The organism is Sulfitobacter albidus, from assembly GCF_018200035.1.
In the GTDB taxonomy this organism is placed as follows: domain Bacteria; phylum Pseudomonadota; class Alphaproteobacteria; order Rhodobacterales; family Rhodobacteraceae; genus Sulfitobacter; species Sulfitobacter albidus.
This window is the reverse complement of sequence record NZ_CP073581.1, coordinates 307,855-328,864: the sequence shown is the minus strand read 5'-3', so window position 1 is coordinate 328,864 and position 21,010 is coordinate 307,855. Positions and strand designations below refer to the sequence as shown.

The following is a 21,010-nucleotide window of genomic DNA, read 5'->3' as shown; positions in this document are numbered from 1 at the left end:
CTCAATCAAACCCGGCCCGCCCCCTTCTCAAGGATTGCTCCCATGCCCTATCGCCACCTCCTCGCTCCGCTTTTTGTTTTGCTTGGCCTCAGCGCGGCGCAGGCCCATGAAGTCTGGATCGAACCGCTTGAGTGGCAGGTGGAGGTCGGGGCGCAGGTACAGGCCCATCGCATCAACGGTGAGGAGTTCGTTGGCAACAAGCTGCCGTGGAACGACCGCAGCACCGTTCTGGCGGAGCAACGCAGCGGAGCGCAGACGACCCCGCTGACCGGGCGCCTTGGTGACCGGCCCGCCTTTACCGCCGCTCAGGCCGAGGCAGGTCTGATGACGCTGATCTATCAATCGACATACAGCACGATTACCTACCGTGAGTACGAGAAATTCGCGGGTTTCGTGACCTCGAAGGGCTACGAGCAGACCCTCGCCGCCCACGCCGAGCGCGACCTGCCAAAATCGCCGATCAAGGAAGCCTATATGCGCTTTGCCAAATCGCTTGTCGCGGTGGGTGACGGGGCGGGCGAGGATACGCCGCGCGGGCTCGAGCTTGAGCTTGTCGCGCTCGATAACCCCTATACCCATTCGGGCCCGGATCTGCGGTTTCAGGCGCTCTACCGCGATGTGCCGCTGGCGGGCAACAAGGTTACGGTTTTTGTGCGCGGTACGGATGGCACCGTCGCGGAACGCAGCGCGGTCACATCGGCGGAGGGGATCGTCGCCTTCGCAGCAGAGCCGGGCGCGGCCTATCTGGTGGATACCGTCGTGCTGCGCGAACCCGCCCGCGCGCTGGTGATCGAAACCAAGGGTGCCGTTTGGGAATCGCTCTGGGCGTCGCTCACGTTCCGCGTGCCCGACGCTCAGTAAAGGCCGTTGATCTCGAGCGGCAGGCGGTTGACCTTACGCTCCTTGAGCAGGCTGCGCGGGGGCTCTGCGGCGTCGGCCTTGCGCAGGCGCTGGAACTGGCGTTGCGCCACGGCTTTTGCCTTGTGCTGGGTGTCGATAACCGTGGGCCGCAGGAACACGAAGAGGGTGCGCCGCGTCTGATCCTTCGCCCGTGACCGGAACAGCCCGCCGATCAATGGTGCATCGCCAAGCCCCGGCACCTTGCCCTCGACCGAGCGGTTGTCGTCGGTGATCAGACCGCCCAGCACAACCGTACCCCCATCCTGCGCCTGCACCGTGGTTTCAATCACGCGGCGGTTGGTGATCAGATCTGCGGCGCCCTCGACATTGGCGTTCACCAGGCTCGACACCTCCTGCGCGATATCCAGACGCACGATACCGTTCTTGGTCACGCGCGGCAGCACCTGCATCGTGATGCCCACATCGCGCCGCTCGATCGTGGTGAAGGGGGTGGCGGTGTTGCCATCCGTGGCAAAGGACCCCGTGCGGAACGGCACATTCTGACCGACAACGATGGTGGCGGGCTTGTTGTCGGTGGTGGTAATCGACGGCGTGGACAGCAGATTGGCTTGCGTCGATTGCGAAAGCGCCTGCACAAGGATGCCAAAATTATCGACGGCGCCGCCCAGCGTGAGACCGCTGGCGAGCCCAGACGCCTGATTGACCCCCAGCGCGGCCAGCACGTTCCCCAGTGAGGCACCGCCGTTGCTGAAACTTGTCGACGCGATACCGCCGCTGGGGATCTGATCGGCGATGCCCAGTTGCACGCCCAGACGCTCGGCCACCTCGCCGGACACCTCGACGATGGCGGCTTCGATCATCACCTGACGCGGACGCTGGTCGAGCGCGGCAATCAGGCTGGAGGCTTCCTGGATCTGACTGTTGGTCCCCCGGATCACGATGGAATTCGTCTCTGTCGAGGCCTGCACGGAAACCTCGGGCGCCGGTCCGGAGGCCGCTGGTGCCTGCCCCTCTACATCCTCGGCAACAGGATTGGTGATATCGGTGCCGCCCTGAAGCGTGTTGGCGACGATTTCGGCGACAACCTCGGCATCCGCAAATTGCAGCCCGTAGATATGGGTGCGCTTTTGCGCCTGTGGCGACGTCCGTGGCGCCACGTCCAGATCGCGGGCGAGCTGGCGTATCTGGCTGATGTCGCTTTCCGTGCCGCGCACCAGCAGCACGTTGGACGCCGCATCGACCGAAATCCGCGCACCCGTGCCAGATGTGCCCAGCACCTCCGACATTGCCTGCGCCACGGTCTGCGCATCGGCAAAGGCAAAACGCACGACTTCGGTGCGGTCCTGTTCGGGCAGATCAAATGTGCGTGCGATGTTGACGATGCGGTCGACGTTCGCCTGTGTATCGGTGATGATGATCGCGTTCGGATCGCTCAGCGCCTCGATGAAACCGGTCTGCGCCACCAGGGGGCGCAACACGCGCACCGCCTCAGAGGAGGGCAGACGGTCCAGCGGCACAAGCTTGGTGATGACATCCTGATCGCCCGCGCGGCCGCCGGGCGGGATCGTACCCGCCTTTGTCACGGATTCGCCTTCCGGCACGACTTCCCAGATGACACCGGCTTCGACCGCCACGAAACCGCGCACGCGCAGCATGGACTGGAACAGCGACCACACCCCCGCTTGCGTCAGCGGTTTGGCCGAAATGACGCTGACGTTGCCCGAAAGACCCGGATTGATGACAAGCGTACGTTCCGTAATCTCCGACACCTGCTCTGCCAGGACAGAGATTTCCGCGTCGCGCAGATTGATCGTAAAGACGGGATCGCTGTCGTTCAGGGCGACGCCCTGCGCCGACGCACCCGTCGGCAGCCACATCAAAAGCACCAGCGCGATGCTGACAAGCCTGCCCATGCGGTGCCCTCCCCTGCTCATTACCTCAGCGGGAAGGTCAGCAAGAGCGCCTTCCCGTCCCGTACCACTTCCAACCGGGCGATCCCGGACGCCGCTACCTCATCGTAGAGCAGCCTGTCATTCTTGAGATCGCCGAGCGTCTGCCCGTTGAGCCGGGTTACCACATCCCCCGCACGTAGCCCAGCCAAACTCACCCCGATGTTCGGATCGGTCTTTACCCTGTAACCATTTTCCACCAGTTCGAGGCCGACGGTATCCATAGCGGCCTGAGGGTTTTGTGTAATCCGCTCCCGCCAGAAGGCGATATATTCCTCGGTCGTCTCGGGCGGGGGCGCGTCGCGCAGGTCGATGGAGCCCTGCCCCGGCACGATCGCCGCCGCCAGCCGCGCGAAGGGATCATCCGGCGCCTCATCCACCTGCGGCGCGGCGGTCAGGGCCGTGCCCGTACCCGCATCGCCGTCCACGACACCGTCGAACCCGACGATCACCAGATCATCACCTGCCTTCAGGGTCACCGTATCGGTATTGATCGCCACCAGTTCAGCGCCCGAAACCGCATCGCCCAACCGATAGACCGCCGTCTGACCGGCAACCAGCAGGAACGCGCGTGAGGCCGCCGGGTCGGGATCCACCAGAACGCCGCGCAGCGTGGCGCTGATCCGGCTTTGCTGCGCGGGGCGCGCGACAGCGTCGGGTGCTGCGGCTTGGCCAAAGGGGGCAAGTGCCGCAATCGCGGCGGTGTCGCGCGGCGCGGTCTCCTGCGGGGCGGCGCCGATGGGCGGCAATTCCTGCGGCAAAACCGACGTATGCCCCTGCGCATGCCAGATCAGCCGCGCGCCCGCAAACATCAACGAGGCGATCAGCGCCACGACCAACAGCGCCGTCAGCGTCCACAGGCGCGCCGCGGTCATCGCACCGCCCCGTCAGGCAGCGCCGTATAGCCGGTGAGCGTTACCAGCGTCGCCCCCGGCCCCGCCGCTGCGTCGGCCACCCGCGCGGTGATGGCACTCAGCCCGCTGCCCGGCAAAGGTCGCGCATCCAGCTGCACTGCCCAATCGACGCCCATGGCGCTGCGCCAACGGGGCGCAACATCCAGCCCGAGCGTCGTTGCCGCGAGCGCGTTTTCAGCCACCCAGCGGGCAACGACCCTATCGGCAAGCATCCCGGTTGCGCTCGCGTGCCGCTCCACCCCGGTCAGCAGCGTCATTGCCCCCACGGCCAGAACCGTCAGCGCCACAAGCGTCTCGATCAGCGTAAAGCCTGCGTCGCTTTGGCGTCGTGCGTTCATGGTGCGACCGACGCGCGGGCGCCGTCAAAGGTGACCGCGTGCCGCAGCGCCCCATTGCCGATGCGCAGCACGCGCGGCCCTTCGGCGTCGGGCATCAGATCAGCGGTAATTCGGATCTCACCGCTGCGCGCACCGTCCGGATCGTCAAGGATCAGCCCGCTCTCGATCCGGTGCGGTCCGGCCAATGATTGTGCTGTGGCAGGGGTCCACGCCGCCCCGTCCCAAACCGAAAAGCCGTAGCTGCCATCGCCCCACGCCATGCGCAGGGTCTGGCCGGTGGTCAGGCTCCGTTCAGCCGCAAGGTTGAGCCGTTTGCCAAGCAGGTCAGCCTCCTGTGCGACCGCGCGTGGCGGCGCGGTTCCGGGAAGCGACAGCGTCACGATACCCGCCGCCACCGCAACAAGCACCAGAACCACGAGCGTTTCGATCAGGGTCACGCCGCTGTCGCCGCGCCGCGTCTCAGCCATTGTTGGCCTGCACTGTACCATGGGTGATGTCGGCATTCACTCCCTCGCCCCCGGGTTGCCCGTCGGCGCCGAGCGTCGTCAGATCGAATGGCCCCGTCTGCCCCGGCGACTGGTAGACATAGGGCGCGCCCCATGGGTCCTGTGGCATCACGCTCAGATAACCGCCGCTGGCCCAGTTCACAGGCTCCGGCGGTACGGTGGGGCGCTGCACCAGCGCCGCAAGACCCTGCGCGGTGCTTGGATAGGTGCGATTGTCCAGGCGGTAGATCTCGAGCGCGCCTGCAATCGTGCGCAGATCGGTACGCGCCACGGTGACGCGCGCCTCATCCGGGCGGCCAATGACATTTGGGACAACCATCGCGGCGACAACCGCGATGATGACTAGAACCACCATCATCTCGATCAGCGTGACACCGGCTTCCGGATCACGCCGCGCGGGATGCTTGCGGTTCTCTGAATTCTTGACCGTCATGAAACTCAACTCCTAGTCGTGCCGTGTGTTTTGTGCGAGCGTATCCACAACCGGAGGAACCCACCGACCATAGTGCATCAAACAAGGCGCCAGAGCAAGCCCGTGAATAACGAAAATACCTCAATAAATCAGGCAATTAAACCCCCGGTCGCGCCCCCTGCACCGGCCCCGGAAGACGTGGCCCACCCCCTGCAATCTGACGCAGAGCCGGTCGCATTCGAGGCGTTGGTCCCGCCTTCCCTACGTAACACAATCGTCGTGATCCCCGCCGAACTGGTCAGCCTGCATGTGCTGAGCCTCCCGGTGCGCGCCGCCCGTCAGCGCGCCGCGGCCTTGCCTTTCGCCATCGAGGGCGAACTGGGGCAGGCACTGAGCACCACGCATGTCGCGCTGTGCGGAGAAGGCGGCGCGCCGGGCGAAATACTTGCCGCGGCAGTTGCGACGGAGGTGATGCACCGCTATCGCGATGCGCTTCCCGGTCGCGAAATCGTACCGGAACAGCTCCTTGTGCCGCGCCCCGGCTTTAGCGCGGAGGGCGGGGCGCAATGGATTTGCTATGCCCACGCAGGGCGCGCGCTGGTACGCGGATCCGACGGCAGCGGCTTTGCCGCTAGGACCGACATGCTCCCGACGCTATGGCATCTGGCAGGCACACCCGATGTGCAAAGCTTTGGCGATCCCTTGCCCCGCAGCATCGGCGCGCAACACAGCGGTAGCGCCCTGCCGGCGCCGCCCCGCGTACAGGATCTGACCGACCTGCGTCAGGGGGCCTTTCGGCCCGCCCGCGGGCTGGCGCGCCCGCTGAAATGGCTGGCCGCCGCCAGCGTGATCGGCGCGATCGGCCACCTTGGCCTTGCGGCGGCGGACGCGGCCGCGCAGCGCACCATCGCCGACAGCTTGCAGGCCCGCGCGCAAAGCGCCCTCACCGCGCAACTGCCCGACGCCGACGCAGACCAACCTCCCGCCCTGATCCAGCGCAGGCTGGCGGCGATGAACGAGCCGATCCGCGGCTCAGCGTTTCTGCCGGTAATGCACCGCGTCTCGACCACGCTGGCGGCGCTGCCCGACGCGGTGACGTTCCGCCAACTGACCTGGTCGCCGGAGGCGCTGCGCATCACGTTGGAGGCGCCCGATCTTGACGCGCTGCAACGCGCCGAGGCAGGGCTGGGTGCCGAAGGTCTGCGCGTGTCGAGCGGATCGGCAACGGCAGAAGCAGGCTCCGCCCGTGCTGACCTGACGGTGCGGCCATGATGTCGGCGCTTGCCTCATTGACACCGCGCGAGCGCGCCTTGGTGCTGGGCGGTGCGGCGGTTTTGCTGGTTCTGGGCACGTGGGTCTACGTCTGGCAGCCGATTGCCCGCGCGCAGGATGCACAGGCCGACCGGATCGCCCGCTATCTCACCTTGATCGAGCTGTCGCGGCAAAACGGCGGCGCTGCCGCCCGGCCCGCAGCACCCGTTTTGCCTGACACGCCGTTGGCCCAGCGCCTGACCCAAAGCGGTGAGCGCGCGGGCATCACGCTTGCCCGGCTTGACCCCGAAGGCCCGCGCCTGCGCGTCACAGTGGCCGAGGCCGCCTATGCCGATCTCATTGACTGGATCGCAACGCTGGAGGCACAGAGCGGCGTGCGCGCCATATCGGTCGAGATGTCGCGCCTGACGGCGCCCGGCATGGTTTCCCTGCGCATGACGGTGGAGGACGCGCAATGACGTCAACGCTCAGCTATTCGTTTGCCAAGGCGCACGGCGTCCTGATCGCCGAGGAGACGGGCGGCCCGCCGCTGTGCCGCCATCTGCCCGGCGCGACGCTGCCCGCCCTTCTGGAGGCGCAGCGCGTCGCGGGCGGTCGCGTCACGTTTGAACCGATCGACGCGCAGGCCTTTGATCAGGCGCTGTCGGCCACATACCGCGACAGCGCCTCACAGGCGGCAAGCATGGCGGACGCGGACGGCGACGATCTGAGCGCACTGGCGGAAACCGCCGCCTCCGTCGATGACCTGCTCGATCAGAATGACGATGCGCCTGTCGTGCGGCTGATCAACGCGTTGCTGCTTGAGGCTGTCAAGGACGGCGCGTCGGACATCCACATCGAGGTCGAGGAAAAGCGGCTGGTGGTGCGCTTTCGTGTGGACGGCGTGCTGCGCGAAGTCCTTACGCCGCGCCGGGCGCTTGCCGCACAGCTCTCAAGCCGTCTCAAGGTGATGGGCAAGCTCGACATCGCGGAAAAACGCCTGCCGCAGGACGGCCGGGTCAGCCTGCGCGTGGGCAGCTACGAGCTGGATGTACGGATTTCGACCCTGCCGTCGCAATTTGGCGAACGGGTGGTGCTGCGCCTGCTCGACCGGGGGCAGACGCAGACCGGGATCGACAATCTTGGGCTCAGCGCGCGCGACCGCGAGGTATTCGAGGGGATCATCCACGCGCCCGAAGGTCTGGTGCTGGTGACGGGGCCCACCGGTTCGGGCAAGACGACATCGCTCTACGCGGCCCTGCACGCGCTCAACGGGCGCGAGCGCAATATCCTCACGGTGGAGGATCCGATCGAATACTCCATGGATGGCGTGGGCCAGATCCAGGTCAATGCCAAGACCGATATGACCTTTGCCAGGGGCCTGCGCGCGATCCTGCGACAGGATCCCGACGTCATTATGGTCGGAGAGATCCGCGACGGCGAAACCGCCCGTATCGCCGTGGAGAGCGCCATGACCGGCCACCTCGTTCTGTCGACGCTGCACACCAACACGGCCATCGGCGCGGTATCGCGACTGATCGACATGGGGGTCGAACGCTATTTGCTTGCTCCGATGCTGCGCGGGCTTGTCGCGCAACGGCTGGTGCGCAGGCTTTGCCCCGAATGCCGTGCGCCGCGCCCCGCGACAGATGCCGAGGCCGCGCTGCTGTCGGGTGCGCTGCCCGCCGGGACCGAGGTTTGCGAGGCCGTGGGCTGCGACGCCTGCAACGATACCGGCTACCGTGGACGGCTTCCGATCTACGAAATCATCGCGATGACCGCGAAGCTGGAGACGATGATCCACGACGGCGCCTCCGAAGCGGCGCTGACCGCCGAGGCGCGCGGTACCGCCCCCAGCATCCTGCAGGACGGCGTGGACAAGATCCGCGATGGCCTGACCACGGTGTCCGAAGTCGCCCGCGCCGTGCGCGACGACGCGCTGGTCGAGGCGCGCTGAGCATGCCCGCGTTCCAGTATCAGGCGGTCGACCCCGGCGGCAAGAAACGAAAGGGCCTCGTGGAAGCGACCAGTGCGGCTGCCGCCCGTGCCGATCTGCGGGCCCGCGACCTGCTGCCACTCTCGGTCGAGGCGACGCAACACCGTGTCGGCAGCGCGCGCGGCGTCCGCGCCCACCGGCTGAGCCTCAAGAAACAGGTTCTGGTGACGCGCCAGCTGGCGACATTGGTGGGTGCGCAGGTCCGGATCGAGGACGCGCTCAAGATCGTGACCGACCAGATGTCGAACCCTCGCGACGTGTCGTTGCTGCTGAACATGCGCAGCGCGATCGTCGACGGCCGCAGCTTTGCCGAAGCGCTGCAGGAGGTGCCGCAGTCATTTGACGAATACTACCGCGCGTCCGTGCGCGCGGCAGAGACGGCGGGAAAGCTGCCGCAGGTTCTGGAACATCTGGCGGTGCACATCGAAGATCGCGCGCGCAACCGGCAGAGCCTGCAACTGGCGCTGATTTATCCGGCGTTGCTTGCCATCGTGTCGATCGGCGTGATCGTGGCCCTGCTGACGTTCGTGGTGCCCGACATCGTGCGCGTCTTTACCGCGCGCGGCGCGGATCTGCCCGGTCTGACGCGCGGCCTGATAGCCGTGTCCGACTGGATGACGCGCTGGGGCCTTGCGGTGGCCGGCACCGGCGCGTTGCTCGTCATTGCCGGGCTTGCGCTGCTGCGCCAACCGGCGCTGCGCCTGCGCTGGGACGGCTGGCTGATCCGCGCGCCGTTGCTGGGTCCATTGGTGCTGCGCATGAACGCGGCGCAATTTTCGGGGACACTGGCGACGCTGGTGCAATCGGGCGTACCGCTCGCCGAGGCGCTGCGCGCGGCCTCCGGCACGGTACCCAACCGTTTCGTGCGCGCGCGTGTGGCCGAGATCACGCAATCGGTGCAGGACGGCGCGGCGCTCTCGCGCGCGGTCGAGGCTGCAAAGGTTTTTCCCCCGATGCTGATCGCGATGATCGCCAGCGGCGAGGCCAGCGGACAGCTGGGCGAAAGCCTCAACAAGGCTGCCGTTGATCAGGCGGCAGGGCTCAAGGCGACGGTCACGACGATTGTCGCGCTGGTGGAACCGGCGGTTTTGTTGGTCATGGGGGGGATCGTCATGTTGCTGGTAATGTCGATCCTGATGCCGATTGTGGGGCTCAATGGTCTCGCAGGGTAATCAGAACGGCAGTTGCAACGTGATCGGCCCGCCACGCGGCAGCGCCGGAAAGACCTCTGCCGCCGATGGCGCAATGTGGATATCCAGCACCCTGTCCCGACGCAGGCGCAGATGCGCCATTTCGGCCCCGCCCGGCTGCGAGAGGCGCGCCACGGCGTCGCGCCCCTCTGACGACAGCGCGATTTGCAGGGCGGGGATTTCCGCGCGTCGGTCGCCACGGGTGCAGGTACCCGCAGGCGTGGAGATCGTCCCCGCCGCTGCCGCATCGCGCCATCGCCACGCAAGCGAGACGTCCCGCACCACAGCCGTCATGTCGCACCGCCATGCCCCCGGAACCATCGCCGCCAGCCCCGGCCCCGCGCGGCCCGACGCGCGCTCAAGCGTGATCCCGCCCGCTCCGGTTGCCGCACGGGCATCCACACGGGTATCGGGCCCTTCAAGCAACAGATCGGTTCTGAGATGAGGCAGCGGCAGCAGAGCCAGACCGCTGCCCCAGCGCAGGGTATAGCCCTCCGTAAGTGTTGCCCGACCCCGGCGCGCAGAGCCGTGCACCGCAACCACCGCTGGCGGCAGAACGATGTTTCGGGTAAGCAGACTTACCGGGACGCGCAGCGCCAGACCCCCCAACACTAAAAGCAGGATCGCCAATGTCACAGCCCCGACTCCCATCCAGCGCCCGATCCGCGCGGCCCCGCGCGCGCGTCTCCCGGCGGCGTGTCCTGTCGGGTCTGTCTGCGGCATCGCTGGTCACTCTTTCATCTGGTTGCGGTGAGCTTGCGCTCCCCGGTTCGGGCACGTCGACAGGCAGTGGCGGGCCGCGTCGGTCTGCGGTGTTGTTGCCCCTGTCCGGTCAGTCCGCCGATCTAGGCCAGAGATTGCGCAGTGCCGCAACCCTTGGCGGCGGTCCCGGCATCGGGATCGAGATCGTGGACAGCGGCTCAACGCCACAAAGCGCCGTTGCCGCCGCCACTGCCGCAGTCGCAGCTGGCGCGGAGATCCTCGTCGGCCCGGTTTTCAGCGCGCAGGTCGAGGCGATCAGCGCCAGCGTGCGGGTGCCGGTCGTCACGCTGTCGAACAACGCAGCACTTGCCGGGCGCCGGACCTTTGTGTTTGGCGTCACGCCGGCGCAATCGGCACAGGCCATCCTGTCGATCGCCGCCCAGCGGGGTTTGGGCGATGTCGTCACGGTCGTGCCGCCCGGTGCCTTTGGCGCGCAATCCGCACAAGCGGCCGAGCGCGTGGGCGCGGCCCTCGGGATCCGCGTGCGCCCCAGCGTTGTACGCAGCAATGCCCAAGGGCTCATGGCCGCCCTTCAGGCCAACGGGCCGTTGCCCAAGGCCGTCTATCTACCCGTGGCCGACGCCACACTTCCCGATTTTGCCGAGGCCTTGCAGGGTCAGGGCGTGCAGCTTTTGGGATCGACCCAATGGTCCGCGCTGGATCTGTCGGGCCGTCGCGCGTTCCGGGAGGCGTGGTTTGCCGCGCCGGATCCGCTGCGCTTTGCCGCCTTCGACGAGGCATTTCGCCAGGCATCCGGCACGTCCGGCGGGATCATCACCGGGCTTGCCTTCGACGGGGTCGACCTGCTGCGCATTCTGGGTCAGGCCGGGAAATTGAATGCGGCGGGGCTGACCCGCCCCGAAGGCTTCACCGGCGTAATCGGTCCCTACCGCTTCCTGCGCTCGGGCCTGTGCGAGCGGGGCCTGGGTGTCCTGAAAGTCGGCGCAGGAGAGTTCAGCCTGATTGGCAGCACGTCGGTATGAGCCAGCCGCGGCGGGAGCCGGAGGCGGGCGTGAGCCTGATCGAAGTCCTCGTGTCCCTCGCGATCTTTGCCCTGATCGGTGTGGCCGGGCTGGCGGTTCTGAACACCGTCGCGCGCACCGGCGCGCGAACCGACGGGCGGCTCGAGCGCTTGGCCGACATCGACCGCACGTTCGTGATCCTGCGGCGCGACCTGTTGCAGATGACTGGCGCCAGCACGCAGTTGCAGGACAACGCACTGCAATTTGCGCGGCCTATCGATGAAGGCATCGTCATCGTCACCTACATCGCGCGCGACGGCGTTTTTGTGCGACGTGTCGCGCGGGCAGCCTCCCCTGACGTCGATCAGCGGCTGCTGGAGAACGTGCAAAGCGCGCAGTGGCGTACCATGGATGCGGCGGGCCGCTGGCATGACAGCTGGCCGCCGACCGCGGCGGAGACTATCCCGGCCGCGCACGCCGCCGAATTGAGCGTGACACTGCGGGCAGACCCGCCCGAAACGCTCGTGCGCCTTTTTGCCCTGCCTGCGGGACAGGGCCGATGAGCCGCAGGTCGGAAGACAGCGGCGTGGTGCTGGTCAACGTTCTTGTGGTGCTGGCCATCGCGGGGGGATTGATGGTGCTGCTGATCACCGGTCAGGAGCGCGCGCTGGACAGGATCGCCGACGCCGCGGACGTCGCCGTTGCCGAGCAGATCGCGCTGGGTGCCGAAAGCTCTGTCATCGACGCGCTGCGCCGCGATCTCGATACGGCGCCCGAGGCGGATCACCTGAACGAGCCCTGGGCGCTTGGCGTGATCCAGCGAGAGGCCCGACTGCCGACGGGGCGCTTTTCCGTCGCCATCGAAGATTTGCAGGCGAAATTCGACATCAACCAGCTTGCAGATCTATCGGCGGGCACGCAGGCCTTTGGCACCCGGCTTATGGTTGCGCTCGACCAGCCGCCACAGACCGTCAATCAGATTATCCGCATCCTGCAGGCGGCCGGTCCGGTCGCGGCGCTGGAGGATCTGACCGACTATGGCGTCAGCGCCGAGACCGTAGCCGCTCTGGGGCCGTATGCGACGGCCCTGCCCGTGCCCGGCACGGTGAACCTCAATTCCGTCGACCCGTTTCTTTTGTCGGTGATGATGCAGAACACCGGCCAAACCACGCAGCTGCTGCGGATGCGCGACGCGCGCGGAGAGCTTACCCGCGAGATGTTGCAGCGCGTTGGCGCCCTGCGCCCGCAAAACAGCGGCTTTACATCCAACGTCTACCGCGTCGACATCCTTGCCGAGGCCGGGCGCGCGCGGGTCGTTCTGGAAACCACGCTGGCGCGGCGCAATGCTGCGGGGGTCAAGGCGGTTCAGATCGTGCGGCGGCGTCTGCGTCCCGGCCAGGTGCCCGAGGCCGCAAACTGAAAAAGCCCCCGGTGCGCCGGGGGCTTTCTCGTGTTTTCAATGAAGCGCCAACCTCAGGGGTTGAACGGATCCGCTGTCAGATCGACCGAGATGTCGACCGTCTGTGCATCCACCGGTTCGGCGTTTGCGTCGGCGGCGAACATCGCACGGAAGGCAGAGCCGAGCGTGCTGATGCCCGAGGCCTCACCGTTGTCATCCGAGCCGTCGCAGGCGGCGACCAGAAGAACACCGGCCAGCAGGGTTGCTGTCTTGATACTCAGTTTCATGTGCTCTCCTTAGTCTTCGCTGTCATCGCCGCCGGCACCGGGCAAGGGCGTGTTCAGGTAGGGGAACGCATTCTGCAGTTCAGCCGCGGAAATCGGCGCGCCGTCGATAAAGGGCGCATTGCCAACGGGCGCGTCCTCGGGAGCGCACAGTCCCAGGTTCACCAGATCGCTGTCGGTATCCTCAACCGCACCTTCGATGCCAAGCTCGGCACCAAGGGGCACGGGGTGGCACAACGCACCCATCACGACACGCAGGGCGATGTCGACGGTGTCGTCACCCGGACGACGGCCATTCGGGAAACCTGCGAGATCTTCGGCAACCACACCGAAGGGGCTTTGCGCATCACGTGCGGTCGCGGGTATGGCCGTATTCAGACGCAACATCTCGGACGGGGTCACGGTGGCCAGCTGGTTCACACCCGGAAAGCCGGTAAGAAACGCGGTGACGAGATCCTGACGGGGCAGGTTCGACGGCGCGATGTTGCTTTCGGCGCCCAGCGCGTCGCGGAACAGAATGTCGATCAGCGCAGGCAGCGTCGGGTTGGTCACATAGGTGGCGAGCGCGCCATCCTGTGTCGGCTCTGCCGCGTTGAACAGATCCTTGTCCGGCAGACCGATGACGACTTCGTTCACCAGCGGGTTTGAGAGCCGCGATTGCTGCACAAAGGCACCACCGTAGACGGATGTGGATGCGTAGGTCGGAGACGGATCCTCAACTTCACCCTGTGGCAGGCTGGCCGTGGTCCAGGCACCGATCACGCCATTGCCGTCACCGGTCACACAGTCGATCGGCACTTCGAGCGCCAGAGAGGTCACGTTGAACAGACCGACCAGATCGTCGTTGGAGCGGTCGTTCTCGATCGAGCCTTCAAGCGGCACGAGGTTCACCAGATCGAAGATCTCGCCGAGATTAACGGCAAAGGCTTCGGCCCGCTGACCCACGAACACCTTGCCGGGCGCGTCGCAGCCGGGGATCGTGATGTCATGGATGAAGTTATTGGCGTAGCCTTCATAGTCGGGAAGCGTTTTTGTCCCGATATAATCCAGCGGTTTCGCCATGATGTGCCCGTCAGGCCCATCGACTTCCTCACGCGTGCCCGAGCGGCGGTCGCCGGTGATCTTGGTCAGCGTGTAGGTCTCGATCTCGTTGAGCGGATCATCCGCAGCGCCGGTGATCGGACCTGCCGTCCGCAGCGGGATCGCCACGGTGGCATCCCCGATCTGCAGCGCGATGCCCGCACCGTCCATTGCCAACTCGTTGTTGAAATCGAACTGGAAGGTCACATCCTCGACGGCATCGCCATCATTGTCGATGTGGATCTCGTAGATCGCGTCGGGGTCCATCGTGAAATAGTTCGGACCGCCGTAGGGCGCCTGCAACGGAATGTAGTTCGCGATGAAGGTGACGTAGTCTTCACGGCCCGGCTCGTAGCTGCGGAACATGTAGAAATCTGACGCGTCCACCTTGGGCTGTTCGGTAATCCCCGGGGCCTCGCGGTGGGACGACGCGCCCGCCGCGGACGCGACGAGGGCGGCAACACTGGCCGTCATCGCGAATTTTGTCGCTTTTTTCGTAAATGGCATCCGTCTCTCCTTGTTGAATGGCATGCCGGCCTCCCCGGATTATGCCCTGTCGGCTTGTGTTTGTTGTTCAAGCACCCGTACTCACGTAGGGGTTGCGCAAGAGTTTCAAGCGCGCGCAAAAATAATTCGGTTCGGAAAATGCAGGCAATTCTTTGGGGTGTTTTGACGGGGCTGCTTGCCGGGGGGCTGGGGTGGCTCGCGTGGATCGACCTGCGCACGCACCGGCTTCCCGACCGGCTCACGCTGCCGCTGATCGCGCTGGGGTTGTGTGGCGCGGCGCTGGAGGGGTGGGACCGGGTGGTCGCGGGGGCGATCGGGGGTGTTGCGGCCTACGCCCTGCTGGCGCTGGTCGGGCATCTGCATTTCAACCGCACGGGGCGCGAGGGGCTGGGCCTGGGCGACGCAAAGTTGTTTGCCGCGGCGGGGACATGGCTGGGCTGGGCGGCACTCCCCATGGTGATGCTGATCGCCGCGGGCACAGCACTTGTATTTGCGCTGCTGACACGGCGCGGCGGGACGCAGATCGCCTTTGGTCCGTGGATCGCACTTGGCTTCATGATCGTCTGGCTGATCCAGACGGCCCCCTTTTGACGACCCTGCGGTATCGGGTTCAGCCCCCCCAGCGTGAGCCTTGCCCCTTTTCATTGCGCGCGCTTCGGTCCAGATGAGGGTCCAGACTGCCATCCACCCAAAGGATCCACTATGACCGCCGCCAACCGCCTCGTTCTTTCCAGTGACCATGCTGCCATCGAATTGCGCCGTGCCATCGCCGCCCACGCCAAAGCGCGTGGCTGGCAAGTCACCGACATTGGCCCCGAAACGGCCGAAAGCACCCATTACCCGCTGCACGGCGCCGCGGCCGCACGTCGGATCGCGCAGGGCGAGGCGGATTTGGGGATCGTTCTGTGCGGCACCGGTCAAGGCATCATGATGGCGGCCAACAAGGTGCCCGGTATCCGCTGCGGCGTCTGCGCCGATCCGTTTTCGGCCCGGATGATCCGCGCGCATAACGACGCCCAGATGCTGTCCATCGGCGCGCGCGTGGTGGGCGAGAGCCTCGCCATCGAGATCGTCGATGCGTTTCTCGATACCGCCTTCGAAGGCGGCCGCCACGCGACCCGCGTCGATATGATCGAGCCTGCATAGACGCGCGGTTTCCCGCCCCCGACCATGGTATCATAGACGTGCGTTGACAGCGGACCGATACTCGGGTCAGCATCATTGCGTAAATGGAGGATCAACCAATGGCCTGGACCAAACCAATCATCCGCGAAATCGAATGCGGCATGGAAATCAACATGTACGGCCCCGAGGGCGAAGAAGACGCCGGCGGCGTTCTGTTCTGATTCCCTTCGCGCGGAGCCTGTTCATTGACTCTCCGCGTGCAGATTTTGGGGGCGGCCGCCGGCGGCGGCCTTCCCCAGTGGAACTGCGGTTGCGAGAATTGCAACTTGGCCCGCGCGGGTGAGATCCCGGCGCAGACACAATCTTCGATTGCCGTTTCTGCCAATGGGTCGGATTGGGCGATCCTGAACACCTCCCCCGATATTCGCGAACAGATGGCGCGCACGCCGTGTCTGCACCCGACCGGGCTGCGCGATCTGCCGCTGCGCGCTGTTATGCTTACCAACGGGGATATCGACCACGTTGCGGGCCTGCTGACGCTGCGCGAACAGCAACCGTTTACGCTGTTTGCGACGTCCGAAATCCTGTCGGTGGTGGCCGACAATCCCATCTTCAACGCGCTCAATACCGACGTCGTGCCGCGCCGGGCCATTGCCATGGACACGCCGTTCGACCTGGTCCCGGGCCTCATGGCGACGTTGTTTGCCGTGCCGGGCAAAGTCCCGCTGTACCTCGAAGGCGCTGAAGTAGAGACCGAAATGATGGGCGAGCAAACCGTTGGCGTTGCCCTCGACGATGGGATCAACCGCGCCTACTACATCCCCGGTTGCGCGCGGCTGACGCCCGGTCTGCGCGACCGGCTGACGGGAGCGGCGATGGTGCTGTTCGACGGCACGCTTTGGCGCGATGACGAAATGGTCACCGCGGGGCTGAGCCAGAAGACCGGCAAGCGCATGGGCCACATCTCGATGTCAGGGCCCGACGGGTCCATCGCGGGCTTTGCCGATATGGACGTGCGTCAAAAAGTATTCGTTCACATGAACAACACCAACCCCGTGCTGCGCCCCTCAGCGCCGGAGCGGGCAGAGGCCGAGGCGGCGGGATGGCTGATCGCCGCCGACGGAATGGAGCTGACCCTGTGACCCAATCGCGCGAAGAATTCGAGGCCCGTCTGCGCCGTATCGGTGCGGAGCGCTATCACGACAAGCACCCGTTCCACGATTTGCTGCACTCGGGCGGGTGCACGCCCACGCAGGTGCGTGCCTGGGTCATCAACCGCTACGCCTACCAATCGGCGATCCCGATGAAGGACGCGGCGTTCATGTCACGGGTCGAGGATCCGGCCCTGCGCCGCGCGTGGCGCTCACGGATCGAGGATCACGATGGCACCGACACCAACGAAGGCGGGATCGAGCGCTGGTTGCGGCTGGCCGATGCCGTGGGGCTTGATCGCGACTACGTCGCGTCCAAACGCGGGATCCTGCCTGCGACCACATTTGCGGTAGAGGCCTACGTGCGCTTTGTGCGCGACAAGACGCTGCTGGAGGCCGTCGCCGCCTCACTCACCGAGTTGTTCGCGCCCAAGATCCACGCAGCCCGGATTGAAGGGCTGCTGGCCAACTACGCCTTTGCCGACGACAGCGCGCTCAGCTATTTCCGCAATCGGCTGAGCGAGGCGCCCAAGGACGTGGCCTTTGGCCTCAAATGGGTGCTGGATCACGCAGATACGGCGGAAAAACAGGATGCTGCCGCCGAGGCGCTGATCTTCAAGACAAACGTGCTCTGGGCGCAGCTCGACGCGATCTCTGCCGCCTATGTGGCGCCGGGGCGCATCCCGCCCGGTGGCTGGCAGCCCGATACGCATCTGATCGCGGTCGCCGCATGAAGTTGCACGGCACTGACATCCCCGTAATCCCGCGCGGCGTGCGTCTGCACCACGACCGAGTGCGCGCGCGCTGGGTGCTGCTGGCGCCCGAACGGACCATCGCCCTTGATCCGATTTCCCACGCGATCCTGACGGCGCTGGACGGCGCGCGCGATCTTGACGCCGTCGTCACCCACCTCGCCGCTTCCTATGACGCGCCCGAAGATCAGATCCGCGGCGACGTGACCGAATACATCACCGGTCTGATGGACCGCCGCATCCTTGAGGTCGCGGCATGAACATCCCCGCGCCACACCCATCTCCCACCCCACACGCGCCCCCCGCCCCCATCGCCATGCTGGCGGAGCTGACGTACCGCTGCCCGCTCAGCTGCCCCTATTGCTCGAACCCGGTCGAGATGGCCGCGCGCGACCGCGAGCTGGATACCGACACCTGGGCACGGGTGTTCCGCGAGGCCGCGGATCTGGGCGTGCTGCAATTGCATCTGTCCGGCGGGGAGCCCGCATCGCGCCGCGATCTGACGGCACTTGTCGAAGCGGCACGCGCGGCAGGCCTCTACACAAACCTCATCACCTCGGCCATCGGCCTGACCGAGCGGCGACTGGCAGAGCTGGACGACGCAGGCCTCGATCACGTGCAGCTGTCATTGCAGGGTACGGATGCGGCCATGGCCGACCGGATCGGCGGGTACGACGGCGGGTTCAAACGCAAGATGCAGGCGGCGGAGTGGATCGTCGCCGCAGGCTTTCCGCTGACGCTCAACGCCGTTGTACACCGTCAGAACCTTCACCAACTGCCCGAAGCGATCGAAATGGCCGTCAGCATGAAGGCGCGGCGGATGGAGGTCGCCATCGTGCAATTCCACGGCTGGGCGATGCAGAACCGCGCCGCACTCATGCCGACCCGCGCACAGGCCGATGAAGCCAGTCGCATCGTGGCCGAGGCACGCAAGCGACTGAAAGGCACCATGGTCATCGACTACGTGCCCGCCGACTACCACCAGGACTATCCTAAACGCTGCATGGGTGGCTGGGGCACGACGGGTCTGAACGTCACGCCCGACGGGCTGGTGCTGCCGTGTCACGCGGCACAAACGATCCCGCATCTGGAATTCGACAACGTGCGCGACCGCCCGCTGGCCGACATCTGGACCCACGGCGCCGCCTTTAACGCCTACCGGGGCGACGACTGGATGCAGGAGCCCTGCCGCAGCTGCGACCGGCGTAAGCTGGATTTTGGCGGCTGCCGCTGTCAGGCGATGGCGATTGCGGGCGATGCGGCGGCGACCGACCCGGTCTGCGTGAAATCCCCGCTGCACGGGCGGATGCAGGAAATGGCACAGGATTTCTCCGCCGATGACACTGCACCGCTGACCTACCGCGTCAGTCCGCGCTGACGCGTGCCGCCTCGTTGAGGAACGACACAAGCGCGGCCTCATCCACCGGCTTACCCAGCAGCACCGCGCCCGCATCCCGCGCCGCCGCGCGCAATTCTGCGCTGCGATCCGCCGAAATCAGCCGCGCGGGCACGTGGCCGTAGCGCAGGCGGATCCTGCGCAAAAGCTCGATCCCCGTCATCCCGTCGCCCAATTGGTGATCCAGCATCAGAGCATCCGGCCGCAGGTCAATATCGGAAAGCAGGGCAAGCCCCTCTTCCCCGCTGGCGGCATGGATTACCTGCGCGCCCCAACCTTCGATCATCAGCGTCATCGCGCGGGCGAGGCTATCGTCGTTCTCGACCAGAAAGACGATCTGCCCTTTTTCGACAAGCCCCTTGAGCGGCGCGTCGGGAGGACTTTCGACGGTGCTCATGCCGGCCTTACGCACCGGCAGCTCGACCGAAAAAACGCTGCCCCGTCCGGGTTCAGAGGAGAGCTCAAGCGGGTGACCGAGGCTCTTACAGGCCCGCTCCACAATCGCGAGGCCAAGGCCAAGGCTGTTTTCGGGCTGCGAGGTGTCGAGACGTTTGAATTCCTGGAAAATCGCCTTTTGATCCGCCTTTGCGACCCCGCGCCCGGTATCCCAGACCTCCAGCCGCGCGACACCCGCGCGGCGCCGCACGCCCACGACGACGCGTCCGGAGTCCGTATAGCGGATCGCGTTGGAGACGAGGTTTTGCACGATCCGTCGCAGATATCCCGGATCGCTGCGCACGCTCAGACCGCAGGGCACCACCCGCAACGAGACACCCTTGGCCTGCGCCACCGGCGTCAGCTCATCCGCGAGCGGATCAAGGATTGCCGACAGGCGCACCGGCTGCACATCGAACGTCGGGCGCCGCGCGTCGAGCCGCGAGATGTCCAGCAACGCCTCGATGATCCGTTCGACGCTGGACAGCGCGCTTTCAGCCTTGTGCACCACGTCTCGGGTGGCGGCATCGGGGAGCTGCCCGGTGAGCGACGACATGAACAGCTTTGCCGCTGACAGCGGTTGCAGCAGATCGTGGCTGGCCGCCGCGACAAAGCGGGATTTGGAGGCATTGGCCCGCTCCGCCTCCGCCAGCGCCACGTTGAGCGCCTGTGTACGGGCCTCGACCCGCTGTTCGAGCATCTCGTTCATCTCCGCCAGCGCCCTGCCCGCCGCGCGCTCTGCGGTGACATCGGTAAAGCTGATCACAAAACCCCGGTCGGGCATTTCCTGTGCAAAGACGCTGAAAGTCTGCCCGGTCTCGCGCACCACTTCAAAGGCGATGGGCGGGCGGCTTTGCGTATTGGACACCCAGGTTTCCAGCATGTCCGCGTCGAACGGATCGGAAAAGCGCAGCTGATCGTTCAGCCTTTTGAGTAGCCCCGAGAATCCGTGCCCCATCGCCGCCTGCTGCGGGGGCAGATCCAGCAGGTAATCCATCCGCTTGTTCCAGCCCACAAGCCGCTGGTCGCGATCAAAGATACAGACCCCCTGATCGAGGTGATCCAGCGTGGCTTGCAGGATCTGCGCCTGCGCGTCGCGCATCTTTTCGCGTTCCTGCCGCTCTAGCCGGATAATGTTGGTCACGTCCGTTTGCAGGATCACCGTGCCGCCCTGCGCGGTGCGGTGTTCGCTCACCTGCAGCCAGCGGTCGCGGGTCAGGCTGACGTTGAAGACCACCCGTTCGTCCCGATGCCGCCGCGTGCGTTTGTCGGCCCAGTTGCGCGGGGTCAGCGTATCGGGCAGCGACAGATGGCGGCTGGTCGATATCAGCCCGACGTATTGCGCAAACGTCAGCCCGGGTCGCAGACCGTCGACCACATCACTCAGCCCCCGGCAAAAGCGGCTGTTGAACAGGATCAGCCGATCCTCGGGGTCAAAAAGCGCAAAGCCTTCGCTGATCGTCTCGATCGCCTCGGTCAGGGTCGCGCGGGCTTCCCGCGTCTCGAGGCTTGCGGTCTCGAGACGCGCGTTGGATTCCTGCAACAGATCAAGCGTGCGTTCCAGATCGCACGTGCGCTCACGCACCTGCACTTCGAGAAGGGCGGCACGTTCGAACTGCGCGTATGCGGCGCCGGCCTCATCGTTCTTCTGCTCGACCCTTCGCATCAAGGAGGTCGCGATCTGCATCAGCTTTTCGTTCTGACGCTCGATACTGTCGGCGGGATTGACGAGCGACATGG

At 65.9% G+C, this 21,010-nt stretch carries 24 protein-coding genes; 15 read left to right on the top strand and 9 right to left on the bottom strand.

Going from position 1 to position 21,010, the window contains the following annotated elements; genetic code table 11:
• Positions 1 to 42 precede the first annotated feature (42 nt).
• A complete protein-coding gene (locus tag KDD17_RS01605; protein WP_212704983.1) occupies positions 43 to 861 on the top strand; it encodes a DUF4198 domain-containing protein in 819 nt (272 codons plus the stop codon).
• Here the strand turns inward: KDD17_RS01605 and gspD are convergent.
• Genes gspD through gspG form a run of 5 tightly spaced genes read right to left on the bottom strand, consistent with a single transcriptional unit; the run spans position 855 to position 5,001 of the window.
• Positions 855 to 2,774, bottom strand: coding sequence for a type II secretion system secretin GspD (gene gspD / locus KDD17_RS01600; RefSeq protein WP_254796856.1), 1,920 nt, complete (start codon positions 2,772 to 2,774; stop codon positions 855 to 857). The genes KDD17_RS01605 and gspD overlap by 7 nt on opposite strands.
• Positions 2,775 to 2,794: 20 nt before the next feature.
• Positions 2,795 to 3,685: a type II secretion system protein N gene (locus KDD17_RS01595; RefSeq protein ID WP_212704982.1), complete on the bottom strand. Its 891-nt coding sequence runs from the start codon at positions 3,683 to 3,685 to the stop codon at positions 2,795 to 2,797.
• Positions 3,682 to 4,062: a type II secretion system minor pseudopilin GspI gene (gene gspI, locus KDD17_RS01590; RefSeq protein WP_212704981.1), complete on the bottom strand. Its 381-nt coding sequence runs from the start codon at positions 4,060 to 4,062 to the stop codon at positions 3,682 to 3,684. Before gspI ends, KDD17_RS01595 begins: the two co-directional genes overlap by 4 nt.
• On the bottom strand, positions 4,059 to 4,529 hold the full coding sequence (locus KDD17_RS01585) for a prepilin-type N-terminal cleavage/methylation domain-containing protein (RefSeq protein WP_212704980.1): 471 nt from the start codon (positions 4,527 to 4,529) through the stop codon (positions 4,059 to 4,061). Before KDD17_RS01585 ends, gspI begins: the two co-directional genes overlap by 4 nt.
• On the bottom strand, positions 4,522 to 5,001 hold the full coding sequence (gspG, locus tag KDD17_RS01580) for a type II secretion system major pseudopilin GspG (protein WP_212704979.1): 480 nt from the start codon (positions 4,999 to 5,001) through the stop codon (positions 4,522 to 4,524). Before gspG ends, KDD17_RS01585 begins: the two co-directional genes overlap by 8 nt.
• A 177-nt stretch (positions 5,002 to 5,178) precedes the next feature.
• On the opposite strand from gspG, the gene gspL reads away from it, so the two are divergent.
• Genes gspL through KDD17_RS01560 form a run of 4 tightly spaced genes read left to right on the top strand, consistent with a single transcriptional unit; the run spans position 5,179 to position 9,399 of the window.
• Entirely contained in the window at positions 5,179 to 6,252 is a 1,074-nt protein-coding gene (gene gspL, locus KDD17_RS01575; protein ID WP_212704978.1) for a type II secretion system protein GspL, read from the top strand.
• Positions 6,249 to 6,710, top strand: coding sequence for a type II secretion system protein M (locus KDD17_RS01570; protein WP_212704977.1), 462 nt, complete (start codon positions 6,249 to 6,251; stop codon positions 6,708 to 6,710). The genes gspL and KDD17_RS01570 overlap by 4 nt, the downstream gene beginning before the upstream one ends.
• On the top strand, positions 6,707 to 8,188 hold the full coding sequence (locus tag KDD17_RS01565) for a GspE/PulE family protein (protein WP_212704976.1): 1,482 nt from the start codon (positions 6,707 to 6,709) through the stop codon (positions 8,186 to 8,188). Before KDD17_RS01570 ends, KDD17_RS01565 begins: the two co-directional genes overlap by 4 nt.
• Before the next feature lie 2 nt (positions 8,189 to 8,190).
• On the top strand, positions 8,191 to 9,399 hold the full coding sequence (locus KDD17_RS01560) for a type II secretion system F family protein (protein WP_212704975.1): 1,209 nt from the start codon (positions 8,191 to 8,193) through the stop codon (positions 9,397 to 9,399).
• Here KDD17_RS01560 and KDD17_RS01555 read toward each other — a convergent pair whose 3' ends face one another.
• A complete protein-coding gene (locus KDD17_RS01555; RefSeq protein WP_212704974.1) occupies positions 9,400 to 10,140 on the bottom strand; it encodes a hypothetical protein in 741 nt (246 codons plus the stop codon). It lies immediately after the preceding gene.
• Positions 10,141 to 10,274: 134 nt separating this feature from the next.
• Here KDD17_RS01555 and KDD17_RS01550 point away from each other — a divergent pair, with 134 nt between their 5' ends.
• Genes KDD17_RS01550 through KDD17_RS01540 form a run of 3 tightly spaced genes read left to right on the top strand, consistent with a single transcriptional unit; the run spans position 10,275 to position 12,561 of the window.
• Positions 10,275 to 11,162 (top strand): type 1 periplasmic-binding domain-containing protein, encoded by an 888-nt coding sequence (locus KDD17_RS01550; RefSeq protein WP_254796855.1) that lies wholly within the window; start codon positions 10,275 to 10,277, stop codon positions 11,160 to 11,162.
• Positions 11,159 to 11,704, top strand: coding sequence for a type II secretion system protein GspJ (locus KDD17_RS01545; protein ID WP_212706113.1), 546 nt, complete (start codon positions 11,159 to 11,161; stop codon positions 11,702 to 11,704). The genes KDD17_RS01550 and KDD17_RS01545 overlap by 4 nt, the downstream gene beginning before the upstream one ends.
• On the top strand, positions 11,701 to 12,561 hold the full coding sequence (locus tag KDD17_RS01540) for a type II secretion system protein GspK (protein ID WP_212704972.1): 861 nt from the start codon (positions 11,701 to 11,703) through the stop codon (positions 12,559 to 12,561). The genes KDD17_RS01545 and KDD17_RS01540 overlap by 4 nt, the downstream gene beginning before the upstream one ends.
• A 53-nt stretch (positions 12,562 to 12,614) precedes the next feature.
• Here KDD17_RS01540 and KDD17_RS01535 read toward each other — a convergent pair whose 3' ends face one another.
• Both KDD17_RS01535 and KDD17_RS01530 read right to left on the bottom strand, forming a co-directional pair.
• Entirely contained in the window at positions 12,615 to 12,827 is a 213-nt protein-coding gene (locus KDD17_RS01535; protein WP_212704971.1) for a hypothetical protein, read from the bottom strand.
• A gap of 9 nt (positions 12,828 to 12,836) precedes the next feature.
• Positions 12,837 to 14,411 carry a DUF4331 domain-containing protein gene (locus KDD17_RS01530; protein ID WP_212704970.1) on the bottom strand — a complete coding sequence of 525 codons (1,575 nt, stop codon included), beginning with the start codon at positions 14,409 to 14,411 and terminating at the stop codon, positions 12,837 to 12,839.
• A gap of 138 nt (positions 14,412 to 14,549) precedes the next feature.
• On the opposite strand from KDD17_RS01530, the gene KDD17_RS01525 reads away from it, so the two are divergent.
• From KDD17_RS01525 to pqqE, 7 genes are all read left to right on the top strand, one after another.
• A complete protein-coding gene (locus tag KDD17_RS01525) occupies positions 14,550 to 15,002 on the top strand; it encodes a prepilin peptidase (RefSeq protein ID WP_212704969.1) in 453 nt (150 codons plus the stop codon).
• 111 nt (positions 15,003 to 15,113) lie between these two features.
• Positions 15,114 to 15,557 (top strand): ribose 5-phosphate isomerase B, encoded by a 444-nt coding sequence (rpiB, locus tag KDD17_RS01520; protein WP_212704968.1) that lies wholly within the window; start codon positions 15,114 to 15,116, stop codon positions 15,555 to 15,557.
• A gap of 98 nt (positions 15,558 to 15,655) precedes the next feature.
• Positions 15,656 to 15,757 (top strand): pyrroloquinoline quinone precursor peptide PqqA, encoded by a 102-nt coding sequence (gene pqqA, locus KDD17_RS01515; RefSeq protein WP_212704967.1) that lies wholly within the window; start codon positions 15,656 to 15,658, stop codon positions 15,755 to 15,757.
• 24 nt (positions 15,758 to 15,781) lie between these two features.
• Entirely contained in the window at positions 15,782 to 16,678 is an 897-nt protein-coding gene (gene pqqB / locus KDD17_RS01510; protein WP_212704966.1) for a pyrroloquinoline quinone biosynthesis protein PqqB, read from the top strand.
• Positions 16,675 to 17,421 (top strand): pyrroloquinoline-quinone synthase PqqC, encoded by a 747-nt coding sequence (gene pqqC, locus KDD17_RS01505; RefSeq protein ID WP_212704965.1) that lies wholly within the window; start codon positions 16,675 to 16,677, stop codon positions 17,419 to 17,421. The genes pqqB and pqqC overlap by 4 nt, the downstream gene beginning before the upstream one ends.
• Positions 17,418 to 17,699, top strand: a complete 282-nt coding sequence (pqqD, locus tag KDD17_RS01500) for a pyrroloquinoline quinone biosynthesis peptide chaperone PqqD (protein ID WP_212704964.1) — start codon at positions 17,418 to 17,420, stop codon at positions 17,697 to 17,699. The genes pqqC and pqqD overlap by 4 nt, the downstream gene beginning before the upstream one ends.
• Entirely contained in the window at positions 17,696 to 18,817 is a 1,122-nt protein-coding gene (gene pqqE / locus KDD17_RS01495) for a pyrroloquinoline quinone biosynthesis protein PqqE (protein WP_212704963.1), read from the top strand. Before pqqD ends, pqqE begins: the two co-directional genes overlap by 4 nt.
• On the opposite strand, the gene KDD17_RS01490 is transcribed toward pqqE, so the two are convergent.
• Complete coding sequence (locus KDD17_RS01490; RefSeq protein ID WP_212704962.1) at positions 18,804 to 21,008, bottom strand: hybrid sensor histidine kinase/response regulator; 2,205 nt, start codon at positions 21,006 to 21,008, stop codon at positions 18,804 to 18,806. The genes pqqE and KDD17_RS01490 overlap by 14 nt on opposite strands.
• Between the last annotated feature and the right edge of the window lie 2 nt (positions 21,009 to 21,010).

What these genes read in the sequence shown, in the direction of transcription:
- gspG (WP_212704979.1), bottom strand. Translation starts at nt 5,001, where the DNA reads ATGACGGTCAAGAATTCAGAGAACCGCAAGCATCCCGCGCGGCGTGAT.
- KDD17_RS01560 (WP_212704975.1), top strand. Translation starts at nt 8,191, where the DNA reads ATGCCCGCGTTCCAGTATCAGGCGGTCGACCCCGGCGGCAAGAAACGA.
- KDD17_RS01565 (WP_212704976.1), top strand. Translation starts at nt 6,707, where the DNA reads ATGACGTCAACGCTCAGCTATTCGTTTGCCAAGGCGCACGGCGTCCTG.
- KDD17_RS01490 (WP_212704962.1), bottom strand. Translation starts at nt 21,008, where the DNA reads ATGTCGCTCGTCAATCCCGCCGACAGTATCGAGCGTCAGAACGAAAAG.
- KDD17_RS01555 (WP_212704974.1), bottom strand. Translation starts at nt 10,140, where the DNA reads ATGCCGCAGACAGACCCGACAGGACACGCCGCCGGGAGACGCGCGCGC.
- gspI (WP_212704981.1), bottom strand. Translation starts at nt 4,062, where the DNA reads ATGAACGCACGACGCCAAAGCGACGCAGGCTTTACGCTGATCGAGACG.
- KDD17_RS01595 (WP_212704982.1), bottom strand. Translation starts at nt 3,685, where the DNA reads ATGACCGCGGCGCGCCTGTGGACGCTGACGGCGCTGTTGGTCGTGGCG.
- KDD17_RS01585 (WP_212704980.1), bottom strand. Translation starts at nt 4,529, where the DNA reads ATGGCTGAGACGCGGCGCGGCGACAGCGGCGTGACCCTGATCGAAACG.
- KDD17_RS01570 (WP_212704977.1), top strand. Translation starts at nt 6,249, where the DNA reads ATGATGTCGGCGCTTGCCTCATTGACACCGCGCGAGCGCGCCTTGGTG.
- KDD17_RS01535 (WP_212704971.1), bottom strand. Translation starts at nt 12,827, where the DNA reads ATGAAACTGAGTATCAAGACAGCAACCCTGCTGGCCGGTGTTCTTCTG.
- pqqE (WP_212704963.1), top strand. Translation starts at nt 17,696, where the DNA reads ATGAACATCCCCGCGCCACACCCATCTCCCACCCCACACGCGCCCCCC.
- KDD17_RS01605 (WP_212704983.1), top strand. Translation starts at nt 43, where the DNA reads ATGCCCTATCGCCACCTCCTCGCTCCGCTTTTTGTTTTGCTTGGCCTC.
- pqqD (WP_212704964.1), top strand. Translation starts at nt 17,418, where the DNA reads ATGAAGTTGCACGGCACTGACATCCCCGTAATCCCGCGCGGCGTGCGT.
- gspD (WP_254796856.1), bottom strand. Translation starts at nt 2,774, where the DNA reads ATGGGCAGGCTTGTCAGCATCGCGCTGGTGCTTTTGATGTGGCTGCCG.
- rpiB (WP_212704968.1), top strand. Translation starts at nt 15,114, where the DNA reads ATGACCGCCGCCAACCGCCTCGTTCTTTCCAGTGACCATGCTGCCATC.
- KDD17_RS01525 (WP_212704969.1), top strand. Translation starts at nt 14,550, where the DNA reads ATGCAGGCAATTCTTTGGGGTGTTTTGACGGGGCTGCTTGCCGGGGGG.
- pqqA (WP_212704967.1), top strand. Translation starts at nt 15,656, where the DNA reads ATGGCCTGGACCAAACCAATCATCCGCGAAATCGAATGCGGCATGGAA.
- KDD17_RS01530 (WP_212704970.1), bottom strand. Translation starts at nt 14,411, where the DNA reads ATGCCATTTACGAAAAAAGCGACAAAATTCGCGATGACGGCCAGTGTT.
- KDD17_RS01540 (WP_212704972.1), top strand. Translation starts at nt 11,701, where the DNA reads ATGAGCCGCAGGTCGGAAGACAGCGGCGTGGTGCTGGTCAACGTTCTT.
- KDD17_RS01545 (WP_212706113.1), top strand. Translation starts at nt 11,159, where the DNA reads ATGAGCCAGCCGCGGCGGGAGCCGGAGGCGGGCGTGAGCCTGATCGAA.